The 19,840-nt window shown below is 70.4% G+C and carries 21 protein-coding genes and 1 riboswitch; of the genes, 18 read left to right on the top strand and 3 right to left on the bottom strand.

Annotated elements, in window-relative coordinates; all coding sequences use genetic code 11:
* The first annotated feature begins 124 nt into the window (after positions 1–124).
* From rpe to AB0G04_RS36845, 10 genes are all read left to right on the top strand, one after another.
* Positions 125–802, top strand: coding sequence for a ribulose-phosphate 3-epimerase (gene rpe / locus AB0G04_RS36800; RefSeq protein WP_360992810.1), 678 nt, complete (start codon positions 125–127; stop codon positions 800–802).
* A 122-nt stretch (positions 803–924) separates the two neighbouring features.
* Positions 925–1,923 (top strand): response regulator, encoded by a 999-nt coding sequence (locus AB0G04_RS36805; protein ID WP_360992813.1) that lies wholly within the window; start codon positions 925–927, stop codon positions 1,921–1,923.
* Positions 1,920–3,248, top strand: a complete 1,329-nt coding sequence (locus tag AB0G04_RS36810) for a HEAT repeat domain-containing protein (protein WP_360992816.1) — start codon at positions 1,920–1,922, stop codon at positions 3,246–3,248. The genes AB0G04_RS36805 and AB0G04_RS36810 overlap by 4 nt, the downstream gene beginning before the upstream one ends.
* A 139-nt stretch (positions 3,249–3,387) precedes the next feature.
* Positions 3,388–3,562, top strand: a riboswitch (FMN riboswitch).
* Positions 3,563–3,689: 127 nt separating this feature from the next.
* Positions 3,690–4,802 (top strand): bifunctional diaminohydroxyphosphoribosylaminopyrimidine deaminase/5-amino-6-(5-phosphoribosylamino)uracil reductase RibD, encoded by a 1,113-nt coding sequence (gene ribD / locus AB0G04_RS36815; RefSeq protein WP_360992819.1) that lies wholly within the window; start codon positions 3,690–3,692, stop codon positions 4,800–4,802.
* Between the two features lie 5 nt (positions 4,803–4,807).
* Positions 4,808–5,407, top strand: a complete 600-nt coding sequence (locus tag AB0G04_RS36820) for a riboflavin synthase (RefSeq protein ID WP_360992822.1) — start codon at positions 4,808–4,810, stop codon at positions 5,405–5,407.
* Positions 5,400–6,608 carry a bifunctional 3,4-dihydroxy-2-butanone-4-phosphate synthase/GTP cyclohydrolase II gene (locus AB0G04_RS36825; RefSeq protein ID WP_360992825.1) on the top strand — a complete coding sequence of 403 codons (1,209 nt, stop codon included), beginning with the start codon at positions 5,400–5,402 and terminating at the stop codon, positions 6,606–6,608. Before AB0G04_RS36820 ends, AB0G04_RS36825 begins: the two co-directional genes overlap by 8 nt.
* A 44-nt stretch (positions 6,609–6,652) precedes the next feature.
* On the top strand, positions 6,653–7,129 hold the full coding sequence (ribH, locus tag AB0G04_RS36830; RefSeq protein ID WP_360992828.1) for a 6,7-dimethyl-8-ribityllumazine synthase: 477 nt from the start codon (positions 6,653–6,655) through the stop codon (positions 7,127–7,129).
* 104 nt (positions 7,130–7,233) lie between these two features.
* Positions 7,234–9,462 (top strand): glycosyltransferase, encoded by a 2,229-nt coding sequence (locus tag AB0G04_RS36835; RefSeq protein WP_360993050.1) that lies wholly within the window; start codon positions 7,234–7,236, stop codon positions 9,460–9,462.
* Between the two features lie 5 nt (positions 9,463–9,467).
* The gene (locus tag AB0G04_RS36840) at positions 9,468–10,310 is read left to right on the top strand and encodes a hypothetical protein (RefSeq protein WP_360992831.1); all 843 of its coding nucleotides are present in this window, start codon (positions 9,468–9,470) and stop codon (positions 10,308–10,310) included.
* Entirely contained in the window at positions 10,303–11,811 is a 1,509-nt protein-coding gene (locus AB0G04_RS36845) for a hypothetical protein (protein ID WP_360992834.1), read from the top strand. Before AB0G04_RS36840 ends, AB0G04_RS36845 begins: the two co-directional genes overlap by 8 nt.
* A gap of 9 nt (positions 11,812–11,820) precedes the next feature.
* Here AB0G04_RS36845 and AB0G04_RS36850 read toward each other — a convergent pair whose 3' ends face one another.
* Genes AB0G04_RS36850 through AB0G04_RS36860 form a run of 3 tightly spaced genes read right to left on the bottom strand, consistent with a single transcriptional unit; the run spans position 11,821 to position 14,269 of the window.
* Positions 11,821–12,561, bottom strand: a complete 741-nt coding sequence (locus AB0G04_RS36850) for an amino acid ABC transporter ATP-binding protein (RefSeq protein ID WP_360992837.1) — start codon at positions 12,559–12,561, stop codon at positions 11,821–11,823.
* Positions 12,561–13,400 carry an amino acid ABC transporter permease gene (locus AB0G04_RS36855; protein ID WP_360992840.1) on the bottom strand — a complete coding sequence of 280 codons (840 nt, stop codon included), beginning with the start codon at positions 13,398–13,400 and terminating at the stop codon, positions 12,561–12,563. The genes AB0G04_RS36850 and AB0G04_RS36855 overlap by 1 nt, the downstream gene beginning before the upstream one ends.
* The gene (locus AB0G04_RS36860; protein ID WP_360992843.1) at positions 13,397–14,269 is read right to left on the bottom strand and encodes an ABC transporter substrate-binding protein; all 873 of its coding nucleotides are present in this window, start codon (positions 14,267–14,269) and stop codon (positions 13,397–13,399) included. The genes AB0G04_RS36855 and AB0G04_RS36860 overlap by 4 nt, the downstream gene beginning before the upstream one ends.
* 59 nt (positions 14,270–14,328) lie before the next feature.
* Here AB0G04_RS36860 and AB0G04_RS36865 point away from each other — a divergent pair, with 59 nt between their 5' ends.
* The 8 genes from AB0G04_RS36865 (at position 14,329) to AB0G04_RS36900 (ending at position 19,837) form a co-directional block, all read left to right on the top strand.
* Positions 14,329–14,610 carry a phosphoribosyl-ATP diphosphatase gene (locus AB0G04_RS36865; RefSeq protein WP_236642898.1) on the top strand — a complete coding sequence of 94 codons (282 nt, stop codon included), beginning with the start codon at positions 14,329–14,331 and terminating at the stop codon, positions 14,608–14,610.
* 42 nt (positions 14,611–14,652) lie between these two features.
* Positions 14,653–15,498, top strand: a complete 846-nt coding sequence (gene hisG, locus AB0G04_RS36870; protein ID WP_360992846.1) for an ATP phosphoribosyltransferase — start codon at positions 14,653–14,655, stop codon at positions 15,496–15,498.
* A 1-nt stretch (position 15,499) separates the two neighbouring features.
* Positions 15,500–15,946: a PH domain-containing protein gene (locus AB0G04_RS36875; protein ID WP_360992849.1), complete on the top strand. Its 447-nt coding sequence runs from the start codon at positions 15,500–15,502 to the stop codon at positions 15,944–15,946.
* Between the two features lie 376 nt (positions 15,947–16,322).
* On the top strand, positions 16,323–16,934 hold the full coding sequence (gene infC / locus AB0G04_RS36880; RefSeq protein WP_360992852.1) for a translation initiation factor IF-3: 612 nt from the start codon (positions 16,323–16,325) through the stop codon (positions 16,932–16,934).
* Positions 16,935–16,990: 56 nt separating this feature from the next.
* Complete coding sequence (gene rpmI, locus AB0G04_RS36885) at positions 16,991–17,185, top strand: 50S ribosomal protein L35 (protein ID WP_360992855.1); 195 nt, start codon at positions 16,991–16,993, stop codon at positions 17,183–17,185.
* Positions 17,186–17,224: 39 nt separating this feature from the next.
* Complete coding sequence (rplT, locus tag AB0G04_RS36890) at positions 17,225–17,617, top strand: 50S ribosomal protein L20 (RefSeq protein ID WP_360992858.1); 393 nt, start codon at positions 17,225–17,227, stop codon at positions 17,615–17,617.
* Positions 17,618–17,731: 114 nt separating this feature from the next.
* On the top strand, positions 17,732–18,505 hold the full coding sequence (locus AB0G04_RS36895; RefSeq protein ID WP_360992861.1) for an RNA methyltransferase: 774 nt from the start codon (positions 17,732–17,734) through the stop codon (positions 18,503–18,505).
* 270 nt (positions 18,506–18,775) lie between these two features.
* Positions 18,776–19,837 (top strand): phenylalanine--tRNA ligase subunit alpha, encoded by a 1,062-nt coding sequence (locus tag AB0G04_RS36900; RefSeq protein ID WP_360992864.1) that lies wholly within the window; start codon positions 18,776–18,778, stop codon positions 19,835–19,837.
* The last annotated feature ends 3 nt before the right edge of the window (positions 19,838–19,840 follow it).

A 19,840-nucleotide genomic window follows, 5' to 3' on the forward strand; every position in this document is an offset into this window, starting at 1 on the left:
CCTGTAGCGCGGGTCCCGCCTGCCCCTCCCCGCCCCTCTGCCGCCCGGGGGCGCGGGGGGCCCTGCCGCTTCGGGGCCGGGGAGGCCGGTCCGGCCTCCCTGACGACACCATAGACTTCACCCCGTGGAACGATCGCCGATCATCGCGCCGAGCATCCTCGCCTCCGACTTCTCCCGCCTCGCGGAGGAGGTGCACGCCATCGAGGGGGCCGCCGACTGGGCGCACGTGGACGTCATGGACAACCATTTCGTGCCCAACCTGACCATCGGCCTCCCGGTGGTGCAGAGTCTGCGCAAGGCGACGGACATCCCGTTCGACGTGCACCTGATGATCACCGATCCGCAGCGCTGGGCTCCGGCGTACGCGGAGGCGGGCGCCTACAACGTGACCTTCCACGCCGAGGCCTGCGACGACCCGGTGGCGCTGGCGAAGACGCTGCGCGCGGCCGGTGCCAAGGCCGGTCTGGCGATCGACCGGGACACGCCGGTCGAGCCCTATCTGGAGCTGCTTCCGTACCTGGACACCGTCCTCATCATGACGATCAAGGCCGGTTTCGGCGGGCAGTCCTTCCTTCCGGAGATGCTCGAGAAGGTGCGTGACGTGCGCCGCCGGGCCGAGGTGAACCAGCTGGAGATCCGGATCGAGGTGGACGGCGGCATCGCGGCCGACACCATCGAGCAGGCCGCCGAGGCGGGTGCGGACGCGTTCGTGGCGGGCACCGCGGTCTACGGCGCGGCCGACCCGGCCGAGGCGATCCGGAAGCTGCGCGCACTCGCCGCGGCCCGCATGGGACTGGCGTGACGGCCCGTTCAGGGACCATCATCGAGTCGGACGTCCCGGCGCTGGCAGGAAGGTGCAATGAGCGAGCTCGCGAGCGGATCGGCCGGCACCCTTGAAGGCCCGTCGCGTGAAAGCCCGTCGCGATGAGCACGGCTGAGTCGCCACCGGAGATCGATCCCGAGCTGGACCCGGACGAGGGGCCGAGCCTGATCCTGGTGGTCGACGACGACCAGGACATCGCCGGTTTCGTCGAGTTCAACCTGAAACTGCGTGGCTTCGAGGTGATCCGGGCGAAGGACGGCCAGGAGGCGCTCGACCTCATGGAGACGCACCGGCCCGATCTCGCCGTCGTGGACTGGATGATGCCGGGGATGGACGGCGTCGAGCTGATCCGGCAGCTGCGCGCCGAGCCGCTCACCTCGGCCCTTCCGGTGATCATGCTGACCGCCATGGGCCTGACCGGTGACAAGGTCCACGGGTTGCAGGCGGGCGCCGACGACTACCTGGTGAAGCCGTTCGACCTGGAGGAGCTGATCGCCCGGGTCTCCAACACGCTGCGCCGGCACAAGGATGCCCGCGAGGTGTCGCCGCTGACCGGCCTGCCGGGCAACGCCCGGGTGCGGCGGGAGATCAGCGAGCGGATGCGCGGCGGCGGAGACTACTCGGTCGGCTACATCGACGTCGACAGATTCAAGAGCGTCAACGACGTGTACGGCTTCGATCGCGGCGACGAGTTCATCATCGCCTTGGCCCGCAGCCTGCAGCGGGCGGCCTCACAGACCGGGAAACCGTCGATCTTCCTGGGTCACATCGGCGGCGACGACTTCGTGTTCATCTGCCATCCCGACCAGGTGCTGCCGCTGACGCAGCGGACGGTGACCGACTTCGAGTCGGCGGCGGACCGTCTGTACGAGCCGGGGGATGCCCGGCGCGGCTACATCGAGGTGCCCGACCGGCGTGGCAACAAGCAGAAGGCGGCGCTGGTCACGCTTTCGATCGGGGTGGCGCAGGCGACCACGGACGGGCGCCGGTTCACCGATCCGCGGGTGGTGATCGCGGTGGCCTCGGAGATGAAGAAGGTCGCCAAGTCCCAGCCCGGCTCGTACGTGGCCATCGATCGCCGCCGCAGCGAGGCCGAATGACCGACGCGCTGATCCGGCTGGACGATCCGGATCGATTCGTGCGGGCGCGCGCCGCGGAGGACCTGGTGGCGCGGGGCGGTTCCGGGGTGCGCGCGGCGATGCTGGCCCGGCTCGCCGACGAGACCGACCCGGTGCGGTGGCCCGGTGTGCTGACGGTGCTCGAAGGACTGGGGGAGAGCGTCTTCGACGACCTGGTCGCGGTGATCGCCGGATCAGGGCCGTCCGAGGTGCGCCGGAACGCCGGGATGGCGTTCAGTTCTCTCCGGGTCCCACCGGCCCGGTTCGCCACCGCTCTGGGGCACCCGTCGGCGAAGGTCCGGGACGCGGCTCTGCACGCCCTGGCGATGCTCGGTGAGGCCGCCGCCGGTCAGGTGTCCGAGGTGGTGCCGCTGCTGAGCGATCCCGAGAAGGCGGTACGTGAGCAGGCGGTCCAGACCTGCCGGGCGATGGGCGCCGGTGCCGTTCCGGTCCTGCGCCGGGTCCGCCGGTCGGCGGCGCCGCAGCGGCGGGCGGCACTCGAGGCTCTCGCGTGGCTGGGTGCTCTCGAGGGCGTAGACCAGCGGCACGTCGAGCGCCTGATCCGGATCAAGGCGCCGGCGGAGACGCCGAAGCCGATGCATCTGTGTGGTTCCTGGTATGCCGTGCCGACCGATGATCAGCAGGCCGTGCTGGACGCGTTCGGGCTTTCCGGCCCGTTCCCCGTGACGATGCGGATGGGTGCCGATGCGCGGGTGACGGACCTGCACTACTGGTCGACGCCGGGTCACCCGCACGCGAAGTGTGCGCGGGCCTACGTGACCCCGGCCCTGGACGGCTGGACGCTGGTCTTCGGCACGTTCCTGGCGCCGGGACATCAGCCGGTGCCCGATGCCGAGCCGGATGGGGACGACGAAACCCGCTGCGCCGCATTGAGCCGCCGCTTCGGCCGGGCCGCCTGCTTCTCGGTGAACTGCGGCGACTCCTACAGCGCCTGGACCCTGGCTGAGGGCGGAGTGGTGGTTCGCTCCTACGACTGCGACGAGCCGGAGTCGACGATCGGCCCGCCGCACCCGGCCGAGAAGGGTTGCCGGCTGCCGCACGAGGAGGGCCTGCCGTCGGAGGCGTGGGACGGCTTCACGCCGGGACCGGACTCCGCGCGGTGGTACGAGGAGCGGCTGGCCGAGTACGGCGTGCTGCCCGAGTGCACGGCGATCGACGTGGCGGCGCGGTTCTCGGTGGATCCGTCCGCGCTCGGTCCGGACACCCGGGTGTCGGGTCAGGGTGTGCTCGCTCTGACCGAGTGCGGTCGTCGGCACGGCTGGCCGCCGGCGGCGCTGGAGATCTGAGGAACTCCCGGGGCCGGGACCTCGCCGTGGCGAGTTCTTCAGTTCCTGGTAGGGCCCTTGATCACCGATCGAGTGTGAGGTAGCTCGCCCACCTGGTGGCAAATCCGCGAAGGCGTGCAAGACTCGGGGGTGACCCTCCACGCGCTGGCGGGACTCGGTGAAATTCCGAACCGGCGGTGATCCGACGCTTCTCGCGTCGGTAAGCCCGCGACCCGGTCGTCCGACAGGACGAGCGGTGGACCTGGTGAGACTCCAGGGCCGACGGTTGACCGGCAGAGATGCCGATCAGACAGTCCGGATGGGAGACAGCGCGCGGAATCGGACGGGTGTGCCCTCATCGGCGCATTCCGGCCGGGGTGCGCGAAGCGTACCCTGATGTCCGATTCCCGGCGTTCTCCCTTCACTCTCCGCGCGTGAACCGTGCCGCGCGAGAGGAATGTCATGACCGAGGACGAGGCGATGAGCCGCGCTGTCGCGCTGGCCGCCCGGGGCCTCGGCACCACCAGCCCCAACCCGGTCGTCGGCTGCCTCCTGCTGGGACCGGCCGGTGACGTCGTCGGTGAGGGCTTCCACGCGTATGCCGGCGGCCCGCACGCCGAGATCGTCGCCCTCGCGCAGGCGGGGGAGCGGGCCCGCGGCGGCACCTGCGTGGTGACGCTGGAGCCGTGCAACCACACCGGCCGCACCGGCCCGTGCTCGGAGGCGCTGATCAACGCCGGCATCCGGCGCGTGGTGATCGCCGTGGACGACCCGACGCCGGTCGCCGCCGGAGGCGCCGCCATGCTGCGGGCGACCGGCATCGAGGTGGTCACCGGGGTGCGGCGGGCCGAGGCCGAGGCCGGCAACATCGCCTGGCTGACCGCGGTACGCCGGAGCCGGCCCTACGTGACGTGGAAGTTCGCGGCGACGCTTGACGGGCGGTCGGCCGCGGCGGACGGCACCAGCCAGTGGATCTCCTCGGCCGAGTCCCGGGCCGACGTGCACGTGCTGCGCAGCACCGTCGACGCGATCGTGGCCGGGGTCGGCACCGTGGTCGCCGACGACCCGCAGCTGACCGTGCGCGATCTGCGCGACGGCACGCTGGCCATCAAGCAGCCGTTGCGTGTGGTGGTGGACTCGTCCGGGCGTACTCCCGGGAATGCCCGCGTCCGTGACGCGGCCGCACCCACCTGGATCGTCACGGCGGCCGACGCCGGTGCCGATCCGGACGGCCGCGTCGACCTGAACGCCCTGCTCGCCGCCCTGTTCGGGCGGGGCATCCGCAACGTCCTGCTGGAGGGCGGCCCCACGCTGGCCGGCGGCTTCCTGTCCGCCGGGCTGATCGACCGGGTGGTCGGTTATGTCGCGCCGAAGCTGCTCGGCGCCGGCCGTAACGCCCTGATCGACGCCGGCATCGACAGCATCACCGACGCGGTCGAACTGGACTTCGCCGAGATCACGCAGATCGGCGGTGACCTGCGTTTCACCGCGACTCTGCGGCAGAAAGAGAACCGCACGCCGACCGGAAGCCTTCCCACCGCTCCACCCTTTACCCGTAAGCCGGAAGAAGGTTGATCAACATGTTCACCGGAATCGTCGAGGAACTGGGCGAGATCGTGCGCCTCACCGAGGGCGCCGAGGACTCCGCCGTGATCGCCGTACGCGGTCCGCTGGTCACCTCGGACGCCCGCCACGGCGACTCGATCTCGGTGAACGGCTGTTGTCTCACCGTCGTCGACAACGTCGACGGCGTGTTCACCGCCGACGTCATGGGCGAGACGCTCCGGCGTACCTCGCTCGGTGCTCTGAGGACCGGTAGCAACGTCAACCTGGAGCGGGCCGCCGCTCTGGGCAGCCGTCTCGGCGGGCATCTGGTGCAGGGCCACGTCGACGGGGTGGCGCGGGTCATCGCGCGCGAGCCGGCCGACCAGTGGGAGGTGGTGCGTTTCTCGCTGCCGCCCGAGCTCGCGAAGTACGTGGTGGAGAAGGGTTCGATCACCGTCGACGGCGTCTCGCTCACCGTCATGGAGGTCACCGCGGACACTTTCGCGATCGGCATGATCCCGGCCACCTCGAAGCTGACGGTGCTGGGCAGCAAGGCCATCGGAGATCCGGTCAACCTCGAGGTCGACGTGATCGCCAAGTACGTGGAGAAGATGCTGGGGAGCCGCAATGTTTGAGAACATCGAGCGCGCGATCGCGGACATGGCGGCCGGCCGGCCGGTGATCGTGGTCGACGACGAGGACCGGGAGAACGAGGGCGACCTCATCTTCGCGGCCGAGCACGCCACGCCGGAGCTCGTCGCCTTCATGGTCCGGTACACGTCCGGCTACATCTGTGTCCCGCTTCCGGAGGAGGAGGCGGACCGCCTCGATCTGCCTCCGATGTTCCACACCAATCAGGACAAGCGCGGGACCGCCTACGCGGTGACCGTCGACGCCGCGCACGGGGTCAGCACCGGCATCTCGGCTGCTGACCGGGCCCGGACGATCCGGCTGCTCGCCTCGGCCGACACCGAGCCGGCCGACCTGTCCCGTCCGGGGCACATCGTCCCGTTGCGGGCGAAACCCGGTGGGGTCCTGCGCCGGCCCGGTCACACCGAGGCGGCCATCGACCTCGCCGTGCTCGCCGGCTGCCGTCCGGCCGGGGTGCTCTGCGAGATGGTCAACGACGACGGCACCATGCAGCGCCGCCCGGACCTGGAGAAGTTCGCGGCCGAGCACGATCTGGCGCTGATCTCGATCGAGGAGCTGATCGCCTACCTGCGTCACCGTGAGGGCACCCAGGTGGACCGGGTGGTCGAGACGGTGCTGCCGACCGAGCACGGTGTGTTCACGGCGGTCGGCTACCGCACCGCCGCCGACGACGGCGAGCACGTGGCGCTCGTCTTCGGCGACCTCGGCGACGGCGAGGACGTGCTGGTCCGGGTGCACTCCGAGTGCCTCACCGGCGACGTCTTCGGCTCCCGGCGCTGCGATTGCGGGCCGCAGCTGGACGCCGCCCTCGAGCGGGTCGCGGCGGCCGGGCGCGGGGTGGTCCTCTACATGCGCGGTCACGAGGGCCGCGGTATCGGCCTGCTGCACAAACTCCAGGCCTACCAGCTGCAGGATCGCGGTTTCGACACGGTCGACGCCAACCTCGAGCTGGGTCTGCCGGCCGACGCCCGTGACTACGGCACCGGGGCGCAGATCCTCGCCGATCTGGGCGTCCGTTCGATGCGCCTGCTCACCAACAACCCGGCGAAGAGGGCCGGCCTCGAGGGGTACGGCCTGCGGGTGACCGGCCGCGAGGAGCTGCCGGTCCGGCTGCACCCGGAGAACGTCCGGTACCTGCGCACCAAGCGGGATCGGATGGGCCACCTCTTCGCGGAGTTGGCGTGAAGCGTCCCTATCAGGGGTGAGAATGATGACAGAGGGGGACACACATGGCCGGCTTCGGTGATCCGCACATGCAGACCGTCGACGCTGCCGGGCTGCGGCTCGGCATCGTCGGCTCCCGGTGGCACAACGACCTGGTCGAGCACATGATCGACAGGGCGCGAGCCGCTGCCGAGGCGTGCGGCGTGACCGACGTGGTCACCGCCCGGGTGGCCGGCTCGGTGGAGCTGCCGGTGGTGGCGCAGGCGCTGGCCCGCCGGGTCGACGCGGTGGTCGCGCTGGGTGTGGTGATCAAGGGCGAGACCCAGCACTTCGAGTACGTGTGCGACGCGGTCACCGCGGGCCTGACGCGGGTGGCGCTCGACGAGAGCACCCCGGTCGCGCACGGCGTGCTCACGGTGCACAGCCTGGGCCAGGCCCGCGACCGGGCCGGCCTGGAGGACTCGATCGAGGACAAGGGCTGGCAGAGCACGGTGGCCGTGCTCGATGCGGCCCTCGCCATCCGTGAGGTCTCCAAGCAGTAGGGGGGTTCTTCACCCTCCGTACACGTTCAGTTCGCGGAATAGGCGGCCGGCTCCGGGATGCTCGCCCCGGTCCGTCGTCTATTCCGGAACTGGTGTCAGAAGCGGTGATCCCACGGCTCAGCATTGTTGTGCCGTTCTACAACGTAGAGCGTTACCTCGGCCCGTGCCTCGAATCGCTGGCCCGGCAGACTTTCCGGGACTTCGAGGTGGTGCTCGTCGACGACGGATCCCGTGACGGCAGTGCCCGGGTCGCCGAGGCGTTCTGCGCCCGCGACCCGCGATTCCGGATGGTCGTGCAGGAGAACCAGGGTCTCGGCCCGGCGCGCAACACCGGTACCGCCGAGGCGCGGGGCGAATACCTGACGTTCGTCGACAGTGACGACCTGGTGCCGCCGCACGCCTACGAGCTGCTGGTCGGTTCGCTGGACCGGACCTCCTCGTCGCTGGCCGGCGGCAACGCACGGCGGTTCAACAACACCTCCGGAGTACGTCAGTCGTACGTGCACCGCGTCGCTTTCGCCGTCGACCGGCCCGCCACACACGTGCTGGAGTTCCCGGAGCTGGCGATCGACCGGATGGTCTGGAACAAGGTGTACCGGCGCCGGTTCTGGGACCAGTTCGGCTACCGGTTCCCGGCGATCCGCTACGAGGACTATCCGGTCACCCTGAAGGCGCACATCGACGCCGTGACCGTCGACTGCGTGGCCGCGCCGACCTACTACTGGCGCGAGCGCGAATCCGGCGAGTCGATCACCCAGCTGAAGTTCCAGTTCGGCAACCTGGAGGACCGCGTCGTCTCGGCCGAGGCGGTCATGGACGTGGTGGACCGTCAGGCCCCCGAGTTGCGCCCGAAGGTCCACCGGCACCTCGCCACGATCGACCTGACCACCGTGGTGCAGGCGTTCGGATCGGCGCCCGAGCACGAGCTGGAGGCGGTTCTGGAGCTGGGCCGGCGGTTGACCCGCCGCCTCGACCCGGCGGTGTTCGAGCACGTGTCGGCGTTCCAGCGCCTGGAGTACCACGGCCTGCAGTCCGGCGACGTGGACCTGCTGCAGCGGCTGGCCCGGCTGCGGGCCGAGGGCGGCCTGGCGGCCGGGACCCTCGCCCAGCGCCATCCGGTGCTGCCGTGGCGTTACCGCGGCCGCTATCCGGGCCTGCCGGACCCGGCCGGCGTGCCCGCCGACGTCTTCCGGATGTCGCGCCGGGAGCTCGAGCTGCGCTCGGGCGCCACTGAACTCACCTGGGAGGACGACGCCCTCGTGGTCCGCGGCACCGCCGAGATCCACCACGTGCCGACCACCGCCGATTCGTCACTGCGGATCGCCGTGGTCGCCGGGCTGCGTGAGACACCCCTGGAGGTGGAGCGGTTCACGCTGCCGGACGCCGGCGGCGAGCCCCGGCCGACCGGTTTCGTGGCGCGGGTGCCACGGGATCTGCTCGCCGCGATGCCGCCCGACCGGGAGGCGGTCCGGCTGATGGCGACGATGCGGGTCGGCCGGATCCGCCGCAAGCGACTGGTCACCATGCAGATGACGTACCCGGTGGGGGACCGGATCGGCGCGCACTGGTTCCAGCCGCTGAAGGCAGGTGACGGCCGGCTGCTGCTGCGCAGGATGACCGGTGACCCCGAGGTGACCGGGGCCGGTGCCGACGGCGACACCCTGGTGCTGACTCTGCGGCTGCCGGCGGGTGTGACCGGCCGGGTGCTGCGGCTGACCCGCTCGGCCCGGGAGATCCGGGTACCGCTGGAGTGCGGCGCGGACGGTGTGTGCACCGCGCGGATCCCGGTCGGCGAGGTGGTGGACGCCACCAATCCGGACGACCCGTTCCTGGGCCGTACCGTGCTGGTCCCGAAGATCGGCGACGCGCTGCTGCTGATCACCGGCCTGGACCGGGCGGTGAGCGTGCAGCACGGCGATCGGGTGCTCAGCCTGGCCCGCTCGCCCGGCCAGTACCTGAACCTGGTCGAGGCGCCGGCCCGGGTCGGCGCGTCCCGGATCGGCGTGAGCGGGGGCGTGGTGACCGTCGGGGGGCCGCGCCGGCCGGGGGTGAACTACGAGCGGATCGTCTGGCGGCGGTTCCTGCCGAACTCGGACGACGCCGTGGACACCGTCTGCCGTACCACCGTGGACGACGCGTCCTGGACGGCGGAGGTCGACGTCGCGAATCTCGGCCCGGCGCAGGAGGCGGACTGGACCCTGTTCGCCGAGGGACACGGCGACGAGCCGTACGCGATCCAGGTCGAGTCGTTCGCCCTGGTCACGCTGCCCCGCCGCCTCGACCGGCACCGCCTCTACGCGAAGGCCGGCACCCTGCACCTGGAAACGAGCTGATCGGCATGCATCACCACAACCATTACTACGGGCAGAGCCACATCCTGGCCCGGTACTGCGGCCTCGACGACGAGCATCCGCCGCGGATCCGGGGTTACCTGCAGCACGGGTGGAACGTGGGCTGCGGCTGGAACCCGGTGCACGAGTTCTTCGACGGGGCCTGGCGCTACACCTGGAGCGACGCCCCGCGGCGGCGCGGCCACTCCCTGGGCCGGCGTGACTACCACGTGGTCGGCGCGCCGTTCCTCTATCTGATGGAGCTGGAACCCGACCTCGGTGCGGTGCCCGAGGCGGAACGCAGCGGCACCCTGTGGTTCCTGTTCCACGGGTGGGAAGGCGGCGGCAAGGGCGGGAAGATCCAGGGCGACCACGCGCGGCTGATCTCCGAGATCCGGGAGACCGAGACCGAGCCGGTGACGATCAGCCTGTACTACACCGAGTTCGAGCGGCCCGAGGTCCGGCGTGCCTACGAGAAGGCCGGCTTCGAGGTGATCTGTTTCGGTAAGCGCGGCTGGAACTACGAGGGCACCGACCGCCGCTTCCTGTACAAGCAGCTGGAAACCTTCCGCCGGTTCAGGCGGGTCGCCGCGAACCGGCTCAGCACCGCCGTCTTCTTCGGCGTCGCGGCCGGATGCACGCCCGCGGTCTACGGCGACCCGATGGCCCTGGAGGGCGACAACCCGCTCTTCGGCGGGCAGGCCCGGATCGCCCGGCTGTGGCCGGAGATGCTCGGCAAGGAGATCGACCTGGAGGCCGCCCGCGCCACCACCGACGTCGAACTGGGCCGGCGCCACCTGATGCCGCCGGCCGAGATGCGCATGCTCTTCGATTGGAACCCCCGTGACTGAGACCAAGCTGCCGCCGATCGTCCGCGGCGAGATCCAGCCCTGGACCGACCGGGACGCGACCGGTGGACCGGTGCTGACCGCCTTCCTCGCCGACCTGCTGCCCGCGACGGCGGGCCGTGTGCTGGTGGCCGGGCCGCACGACGCCGGCGTGCTCGAACTGGTGGCGAGCCGCAGCGCCGACGTCAGCGTGCTGCTGCGTTCGGTCAGCGACGCCGAGGCACTGCGCGGCGGTACCTGGTCGGTCGTCACCGGAGCGCTCGACGGCCTGGCCGACGAGAAACCCGAGCCGTTCGACGTGGTGATCGCCGCCGACGGGCTGGACCGGCTGCTCGGCCCGGACTCGCCGGCTCTCGACTGGGTGGAGCGGGCCGGCCTGCTGCGCGGCCTGGCCGCTCCGGACGCGCTCGTCGTCGTCGGGGTGGCGAACGACTTCTCGCTCACCGCGCTGCTGGACCGGCGGCCGGTGCCGGAGCGGCACGGCGACGACGAGTGGCGGCCGCTGCACGACGATCCGCGACGGCCCGCGTCACCGGCGCAGACCGAGGCCGCGCTCGGCGGGGCGGCGCGGCGGTACGCGCTGTTCGCCACGGCGGGACGCGTGCACACCCTGCTGGATTCGGGTGCTCTGGCCCGTACCCGCCCAGGTCTGCCCGGATCGGGGATCGCACTCGCCGGACTCGCGGCAGTGGCCGGGGGGATGCCCCTGCTCGCGCCGGTCACCGACGCCGCGGAAGCCGCGGCACGGGCCGGAATGCTCGACGCCGTCGCGCCCGGATGGCTGATTGTTCTCGGACAGGGCGGGGCGACGCACACGGCTTACACGCCGTCCGGGACCGCGGACCTGGAGGAGGACGGCTGGCGTTTCGGCGACCGTCTCGTGCCCGATGTGGAGAGCGCCGAGACGGTGCTGTTCCGCCTGGCCGCAGCCGAGGACGTGCCCGGCTTCCGGGAGTACGCGGCCCGGCTGACCGACGGTGCCTTCTTCGACCGGGTCCATGGTCTGGTGGCGGTGTCCGACAACGAGATCCCGCTGGCGGCGGCCTGGTTCCGCTTCCGGGACCGGCTGATCGGCGGGCACCGGCGGCACCCGTGGCCGCCGTGGATGGCCGAGGGCGACGACCTGGTCAAGACCTGGCTCGCGATGTCCGGTGCCGAACCCACCCCCGAGATCCTCGCGCGGGGCCGGGAGATCGCCGGTCCGCCCGCTGAGCCGCTCGACCTGCGCACCGTGCTCGCCGACGCCGAGAAGGCCCGGCGTACCGCCGAGGAACGGGCCGGGCACATCTTCGGCCTGGAACGCACCATCGGGTTCCGGGACCGGCAGCTGCGCACCCGCGAGCAGCAGCTGCGCGAGATGCGTGCCGAGCTCCGGCTGCTCAAGAGCGGTCGTGCGGTGCGGATGGTGTCGCTGGTCGGGCGGGTGGCCCGGCTGCGCGACCCCAAGCGGCTGGCCGGCGCGGTGAAACGCCGCGCCCGCCGCTTCCTGCCCGGCCGTTCCTAGAGCGGCTCCTCAGAGCCGCCCGGCTTCGATGATCCGGGCCAGGAACTGACGGGTACGAGCCTGGACGGGGTCGCCGAGCACCTGCTCCGGCGGCCCCTGTTCGAGCACCCGCCCGCCGTCCAGGAAGGCGACCCGGTCGGCCACCTGTCTGGCGAAGCCCATCTCATGGGTGGCCAGCACCATCGTCATGCCCTCGCCCTTGAGATCCCGGATCATCGAGAGCACCTCACCGACCAGCTCCGGGTCGAGCGCCGAGGTGACCTCGTCCAGCAGAAGCAGGCGCGGGCTGTTGACCAGGGCCCGGACGATGGCGACCCGCTGCTGCTGGCCCCCGGAGAGCCGGTCCGGGTAGGCGCCCGCCTTGTCCGCCAGGCCGACCCGCTCGAGCCAGGTGTGTGCCTGCTCCCTGACCTCAGCCGGCGGGCGCTTGTGGACGCGTACCGGCGCAAGAATGATGTTGTCCAGGACCGTCATGTGCGGAAACAGGTTGTAGGACTGGAAGACCAGCCCGATCCGGCGGCGCACCTGATCCGGGTCGGCGCGCGGGTCGGTGATCTCCTCGCCGTCCAGGTGGATCGTGCCGTCGTCGATCTCGGTGAGCAGGTTCACGCAGCGCAGCAGGGTCGACTTGCCGGAGCCGGAGGCCCCGATCAGGGCGACGACCTCGTGCTCGGCCACGTCGAGGCTCAGACCGTCGAGGATCACGTGATCGCCGAAGACCTTGCGGACGTCCTTGATCTCGAGCAGCATCAGGTCCCCGCGTTCTGGCGACGGGCCGCGCGCAGCGTCACGAAGTCCGTGACCGCGATGAGCGGCAGGGCGAGAAGAACGAACAGGACCCCGGCGACGATGTACGGGGTGAAGTCGGCGTCCTGGGCCACGCCGATCTGGGCGGCCCGGATCGCGTCGATCGGACCGGCCAGCGAGATCAGGCCGACGTCCTTCTGCAGCGCCACCGTGTCGTTGAGCAGCGGCGGCGCGACCCGGCGGACCGCCTGCGGCAGCACCACGTGCCGCATCGCCTGCCGGTAGCTCAGCCCCAGCGAGCGAGCCGCCGCGACCTGGCTCGGGTGCACCGACTCGATGCCGGCCCGGAACACCTCGGCCAGATAGGCACCGTAGGTAACGATGATCGCCGCGGCGCCGAGCACCAGCACGTCCGGTGTGCCCTGCAGGCGCAGGCCGGGGATACCGAAGGCGAACAGGTAGATCACGATGATCAGCGGCAGGCCGCGGAACGAGTACGTGTAGCCGGTGGCCAGTGCCCGGACCGGGAAGAACACCGGCCCGCGCAGGGTCCGCAGCACCGCCACGAGCAGGCCCAGCGCCAGCGCGCACGTGGCGCAGACCACCAGCAGCCTCAGGTTGAGCCAGAGGCCTTCGAGGATCTGCGGAAGATATTCGACCGCCGTCTCCGGGTCGAAGAAGGACTCCTTCACCCGTTCCCAGCCGGGCGCCCCGGTGATGCCGAAGGCGAGGCCGAGGCCGACGACGGCCGTCGATGCGGCGGCCAGCAGAACGGAACGGACCGCCCGTCCGCGACGGTAGGCGATCCGTTCCTGTTGCCGGGTACTGGGTCGGTACGTCACTGGAGCTCAGGAGCTCCCGCGGTGCCGGCGAGCCAGGTCTTCTCCAGTTCGGTGAGGGTGCCGTCCTGGCGGAGCTGGTCGACCGCCCTGCTGACGCAGCCGGTCAGCGCCGAGCCCTTGTCGAGCACGATGCCGAACTGCTCGGGCACGCCGACCTGCGGCAGCTGACCGACGATGACGCCGTTGTCCAGCTCGGCGCCGGTCATGTAGAACGCCGTCGGCAGGTCCACCACGATCCCGTCGACGGTCCCGTTCTCCAGGGCCTTCTTGGCGTCGTCGTTGTTGTTGAACACCGACGGGCCGGCGGCCGGCTTGATCACGTCGGTGATCGCCTGGTAGCTGGTCGTCCCGACCTGCGCACCGAGCTTGGCGTTCGTCAGGTCGGCGATCGACTTGGCGCCGGCGATCTTCGAGCCCTTGGTGGTGATCACGGTCTGGCGCACCAGGTAGTACGGGGACGAGAAGTCCACCGCGGCCTTGCGCTCGTCGGTGATCGAGAACTGGTTGAGGTCGATGTCGAACGTCTTGGGGCCGGGCGCGATCGCGTTGTTGAACCCGACCTGCACCCACACCACGTCGGACTGCTGATAGCCGAGCCGCTGGGCAACCTGGTAGGCGACCGCGGACTCGAAGCCCTTGCCGTTGTCCGGCTTGTTGTCGCTGAACCACGGCTCGTACGCCGGGGTGTCGGTGCCGACGGTGAGCTTGCCGGCGGTCCGGGTCTTCAGCGATGCCGGGTCACACGTCGCGGCTGGGGCGGCCGAGGCGGTGGCGGTGGTGTTCTTCTCGTCGACGGGGGAGCAGGCCGCGACAGTGGCAAGCAGCAGTGCTGCGCCACCCAGGGCCACGGGGGTGAGTCGGCTGACCATGCCGGGAGCTTAGAAGACGTCCCAACCGCTGGGGGCGTTCGTCGTCAAGACGTGATGAGCTGCCACAATCGGTCCTCGTGAAGACGTTCGAAGAACTGTTTGCCGAGTTGCAAAGCAAGGCGGCGGACAAGACACCCGGTTCGGGCACCGTCGAGGCGCTCGAACGCGGAGTCCACTTCATCGGCAAGAAGGTCGTCGAAGAGGCGGCCGAGTCGTGGATGGCCGCCGAGCACGAGGGGCCGGAACGCGCTGCCGAGGAGATCTCCCAGCTGCTCTACCAGGCACAGGTCCTGATGATCGCCACCGGACTGGAGCTCAAGGACGTCTACCGACATCTGTGACGTGGATTCCCGGGCCCGTTCACTGATCGAAGGAGCACGTCCATGCTGCGCATCGCCATTCCGAACAAGGGGACCCTGTCCGCACCCGCGTCACAGATGTTGCGGGACGCCGGGTACCGCCAGCGCACCGACCCCAAAGACCTGATCTGCCGTGACGAAGCCAACAACGTCGAGTTCTTCTACCTGCGGCCGAAGGACATCGCGACGTACGTCGGCTCGGGTGATCTGGATCTCGGCATCACCGGCCGCGACCTGCTGGTCGACTCCGGTGTCCCGGCCGACGAGCTGCTCGACCTGAACTTCGGCCGGGCGACGTTCCGCTGGGCCGCTCCGGCCGGGACGCTCACCAGCACCGACGAGATCGGTGGCCGGCGCATCGCCACCGCCTATCCCGGAGTGGTCGGCCGCTACCTCGACGAGCACGCACTCAAGGCGGACGTGGTGCGGCTCGACGGCGCGGTCGAGAACGCGGTCCGGCTCGGTGTCGCCGACCTGATCGCCGACGTGGTGGAGACCGGCGCGACGCTGCGCCAGGCCGGCCTCGTCACGATCGGCGACCCGATCATGAAGTCCTCGGCCATCCTGATCGGGCGCGCGGGGCAGGAGGTTCCGGCCGGTGCCGCCCAGCTGCTGCGGCGGCTGCAGGGCGTGCTGGTCGCCAGGAACTTCGTCATGCTGGCGTACGACGTACGCGCCGATCTGCTGGAGCAGGCCACCGGCCTGACGCCGGGAATCGAGTCGCCGACCGTCTCCCCGCTGCACCGGGAGGGCTGGGTGGCCGTGCAGGCGATGGTCCAGCGCAAGGACGTGCACCGGGTCATGGACGAGCTGTACGACCTGGGCGCCCGCGCCATCCTGGTGACCGACATCGCGAACTGCAGGCTGTGAGATGACCGCCGTTCTGTACCGCCCCAAGAAGATCCGCTGGGTGGCCGTCCCGCTGGCCGTCGGCGTGGCGGTGCTGTTCACCGTGATGGGCCTGGGCCTGAGCGGCTCGGCAGGCTTCCAGAACTCGCAGGCCACCTTCCAGGCGGGCGACAAGTTCGCCATGATCGGGCTCGGTGTGCTGCTCGGCCTCGGCATCCTGCTGTTCTGCCGGCCGCGGGTGACCGCCGACGACGCGGGCGTGCACGTGCGCAACGTGATCGGCGGTTACGACCTGCCGTGGGAGGTGATCCGCGCTATCCGGTTCGACCGGAACTCGGCGTGGGCCCATCTGGAGCTGCACGACGACGAGCAGGTCCCGATCCACGCGTTGCAGGCGGTCGACAAGGACTACGCGGTCGACGGAGTGCGGACTTTGCGGGCGCTGCATTCGGCCTCCCAGGACGCCTGACCGGCTTCCCTGGAGGCTCGATAAGCGCTTCTCAGCGGGCCTGATAGGCTAGCGGGTAGTCGACCACGCCCTCTCCCTCAAGAGACGGGCGCGAAAGAGGAGCCCGCTGGTTCCCACCCGAGTCACTGACTGTGGCCGGGTCCGGTCTCCCTGACAGGGGAATATCTTCTGTCGGGTGCGCGTCCTCCTTTGGGCGCCGATGACCGGTCGAGCGGGCCCCGGCATGCTCTCTTCCGAGAGAGCGGACCGGGGCCTTCTACTTTCCCGGCGTCCCGCGGCCAGCGGGACACTCGGGGCCGACCGACATTGGCAGCGCCCGGCCTGTCCGGCCGGGTGAGGTATCAACTGAGGAGGCCCCATCAGCGTCGAACCACGCGTGAACGAACAGATCCGGGCTCGTGAGGTCCGTCTGGTCGGTCCGGAGGGTGAGCAGGTCGGCATCGTGCCGGTCGAGCGCGCTCTCCAGCTGGCCGCGGACGTCGACCTGGACCTGGTCGAGGTTGCTCCGATGGCGCGGCCGCCGGTGTGCAAGCTCATGGACTTCGGCAAGTTCAAGTACGAGAGCGCACTCAAGGCCCGCGAAGCGCGGCGCAACCAGCAGCAGACCGTCATCAAGGAAATGAAGCTCCGGCCGAAGATCGACCCGCACGACTACGAGACCAAAAAGGGTCACGTGGTGCGGTTCCTCAAGGCGGGCGACAAGGTCAAGGTGACGATCATGTTCCGTGGTCGTGAGCAGAGCCGTCCCGAGCTGGGTTTCCGGCTCCTGCGCCGGCTCAGCGAGGAAATCTCGGAGCTCGGCTTCGTCGAGGCCAGCCCCAAGCAGGACGGCCGGAACATGATCATGGTGCTCGCTCCGCACCGGGCCACCAAGGCCGCTGCCGTTGCTGCCGTCGCCGCCGGCGCCAAGCCCGCCCGTGAGCCGCGTGAGGGCGAAGCCGCCGACGTCGAGCAGGCCGCTCCTGCCGAGACCACCGCAGCAGAGTAGTCAAGCTTTTCCCCGCAACCCCCCGGTCGTGGGGAGAGATCAGAAAGAGGCGTCAAGTGCCCAAGATGAAGAGCCACACCGGCATGGGTAAGCGGGTGAAGGTCACCGGCAAGGGAAAGATCGTGCGCGAGCAGACCGGCAAGCGCCACCTGCTGGAGGGCAAGAGCTCCCACGTCACCCGTCGGATGACCGGCACGGTCGTTGTGGCCAAGGTCGACACCCCGCGTGTGAAGAAGCTTCTGGGCCGCTGACGCGAGCCTGACCCAGTTCCCCTGAAGGAGTAACTAGAAATGGCACGCGTCAAGCGGGCGGTAAACGCCCAGAAGAAGCGCCGCACCCTGCTCGAGACCGCGAGCGGCTACCGCGGTCAGCGCTCCCGCCTGTACCGCAAGGCCAAGGAGCAGGTGCTGCACTCGATGCAGTACTCGTACCGTGACCGCCGTGACCGCAAGGGCGACTTCCGCCAGCTGTGGATCACCCGTATCAACGCGGCTGCCCGGTCGAACGGCATGACCTACAACCGCCTGATCCAGGGCCTCAAGCTGGCCGAGGTCGAGGTCGACCGCAAGATCCTGGCCGACCTCGCGGTGCACGACGCGGCTGCCTTCGCGGCCATCGTCGAGGTCGCTCGTGCGGCCGTCGCGGCCGAGGGCACCGGCGGCGCCGCCGCGCAGGCTGCCTGACGAAGGTTGTTCGCGACGGCGGTCCCCGCCGTCGTCAACAAAACTTCACTTATCGCGTAGCACTTTCAAGACGCCTCCCGATCGACGATCGGGAGGCGTCTGCATGAGGAGACCATGTTCACGCCCCGTACGCCCCGCATCGTCGCCGCCCGCCGCCTGCAACGCCGCCGGGACCGCGACCAGTCCGGGCGCTTCCTCGCCGAAGGCCCGCAGGCCGTGCGTGAAGCGCTCGCCGCGGGGGCGGTGATCGAGTTGTTCGGCACGCCCGCCGCGCTGGAGCGTCACGCCGAACTGGCCGCGCAGGCGCCGGAGCTGTCCCCGGTCACCGACGACGCCCTCGCCGCGCTCGCCGAGACCGTGCACCCGCAGGGACTGGTCGCGATCTGCGAACAGGGCGACGTCTCGATCGGCGAGGCCCTCGCGAAGAACCCGCGGCTGGTCGCCGTGGTCGCCGAGATCCGGGACCCCGGGAACGCCGGAACCGTGCTGCGTACGGCCGACGCCGCGGGAGCCGGTGCGGTCATCTTCGCCGGCGACGCCGTCGATCCCTACAACGGCAAATGTGTACGGTCGTCGGCCGGCTCGCTGTTCCACGTCGACGTGGTCCGCGCCCCGCTCAGCGTCATCGACCTGCTGCAGGACAGCGGCCTGCAGGTGCTCGCCACCAGTGGCACCGGTGAGGACGACGTGGATTCGCTGCTCGACGGCGGTCAGCTCGCGCTGCCGACGGCGTGGCTGTTCGGCTCGGAGGCACACGGCCTGCCGCCCGAGGTCCTCGCCGCCGCGGACCGGCGCGTGCGCGTACCCATCTATGGTGGCGCCGAGAGCCTCAACCTGGCCGCGGCGGCCGCCGTCTGTCTATATGCTTCGGCCCGCGCGCAGCGCTGAGGGTATGCTGGGCGGCATGTCAGGTCTTTCGTTTATTCGGCCCGCTGGTTGCGGGCGCCGGATCTGACACTTCTGCGCACTCCCTGACCGGCGGGCTGCGGCTCAGCCGCGCCTCCGTAGACTGTCCCAGCCGAGTCGCCCTTTCCGGCCCTCGCTGCGCTCGGTGCACTTGATGGCAACGATGTCCCAGCCGAGTCGCCCTCCGCGGCCTCGCTGCACACAGTTCCGACTAGCCGACGGCTAATCCGGTGTTAGGGAGCTCGCCCGATCATGTCCTATCGCAACGATCCGTACGATCCGAAACAGGCCGCCCTGCTGGCCCCCGAGGCTCTCGAGGGCGCCGTCACGGAGGCCGAGAAGGCGTTCGCCGCCGCCGCCGACCTCGACGCGCTGTCCGCGCTGAAGCCCGCGCATCTGGGCGACCGGTCGCCGGTGTCGCTGGCCCGCCGGGAGATCGGGTCTCTGCCGCCGGCCGCGAAGTCCGACGCCGGTAAGCGGGTCAACGTCGCCCGGCAGGCCGTGCAGGCCGCCTACGACGCCCGCCAGGCCGAGCTCGAGGCCGACCGCGCAGCCCGTGTCCTGGTCGAGGAACGGGTCGACGTCACCCTGCCGTGGGCCCGCCGCCCGCGGGGTGCCCGTCACCCGCTGACCACGCTGATGGAGCACATGGGCGACATCTTCATCGGCATGGGTTACGACATCGTCGACGGCCCGCAGCTGGAGCTGGAGTGGGCCAACTTCGACGCGCTCAACATCGGCCCGGACAACCCGGTCCGCAGTGCCTCCGACACGTTCTTCGTCGACCTGCCCGGCCTGGTCATGCGGACCCACACGTCGCCCGGCCAGGTGCGCACCATGCTCGACCGGCAGCCGCCGATCTACGTGGTCAGCCCCGGCCGCGTCTACCGGACCGACGAGCTGGACGCCACGCACAGCCCGGTGTTCCACCAGATCGAGGGCCTGGTCATCGACGAGGGCATCACGATGGCCCACCTGCGCGGCACCCTCGACCACTTCGCCAGGGCGATGTTCGGCCCGGACGCGAAGACCCGCTGGCGGCCGCACTACTTCCCGTTCACCGAGCCGTCCGCCGAGTTCGACGTCTGGTTCGCCCAGCACCGCGACGGCCCGCGCTGGGTCGAGTGGGGTGGCTGCGGCATGGTCAACCCGCGGGTGCTGACCGCCTGCGGCATCGACCCGGCCAAGTACTCCGGGTTCGCGTTCGGCATGGGTGTCGAGCGGACCCTGATGTTCCGCAACGGCGTCTCCGACATGCGCGACATGGTCGAGGGCGACGTGCGGTTCACCACGAACTTCGGAATGGAGTCCTGAAGC

The organism is Actinoplanes sp. NPDC023801, assembly GCF_040639655.1.
Classification (GTDB): Bacteria; Actinomycetota; Actinomycetes; order Mycobacteriales; family Micromonosporaceae; genus Actinoplanes.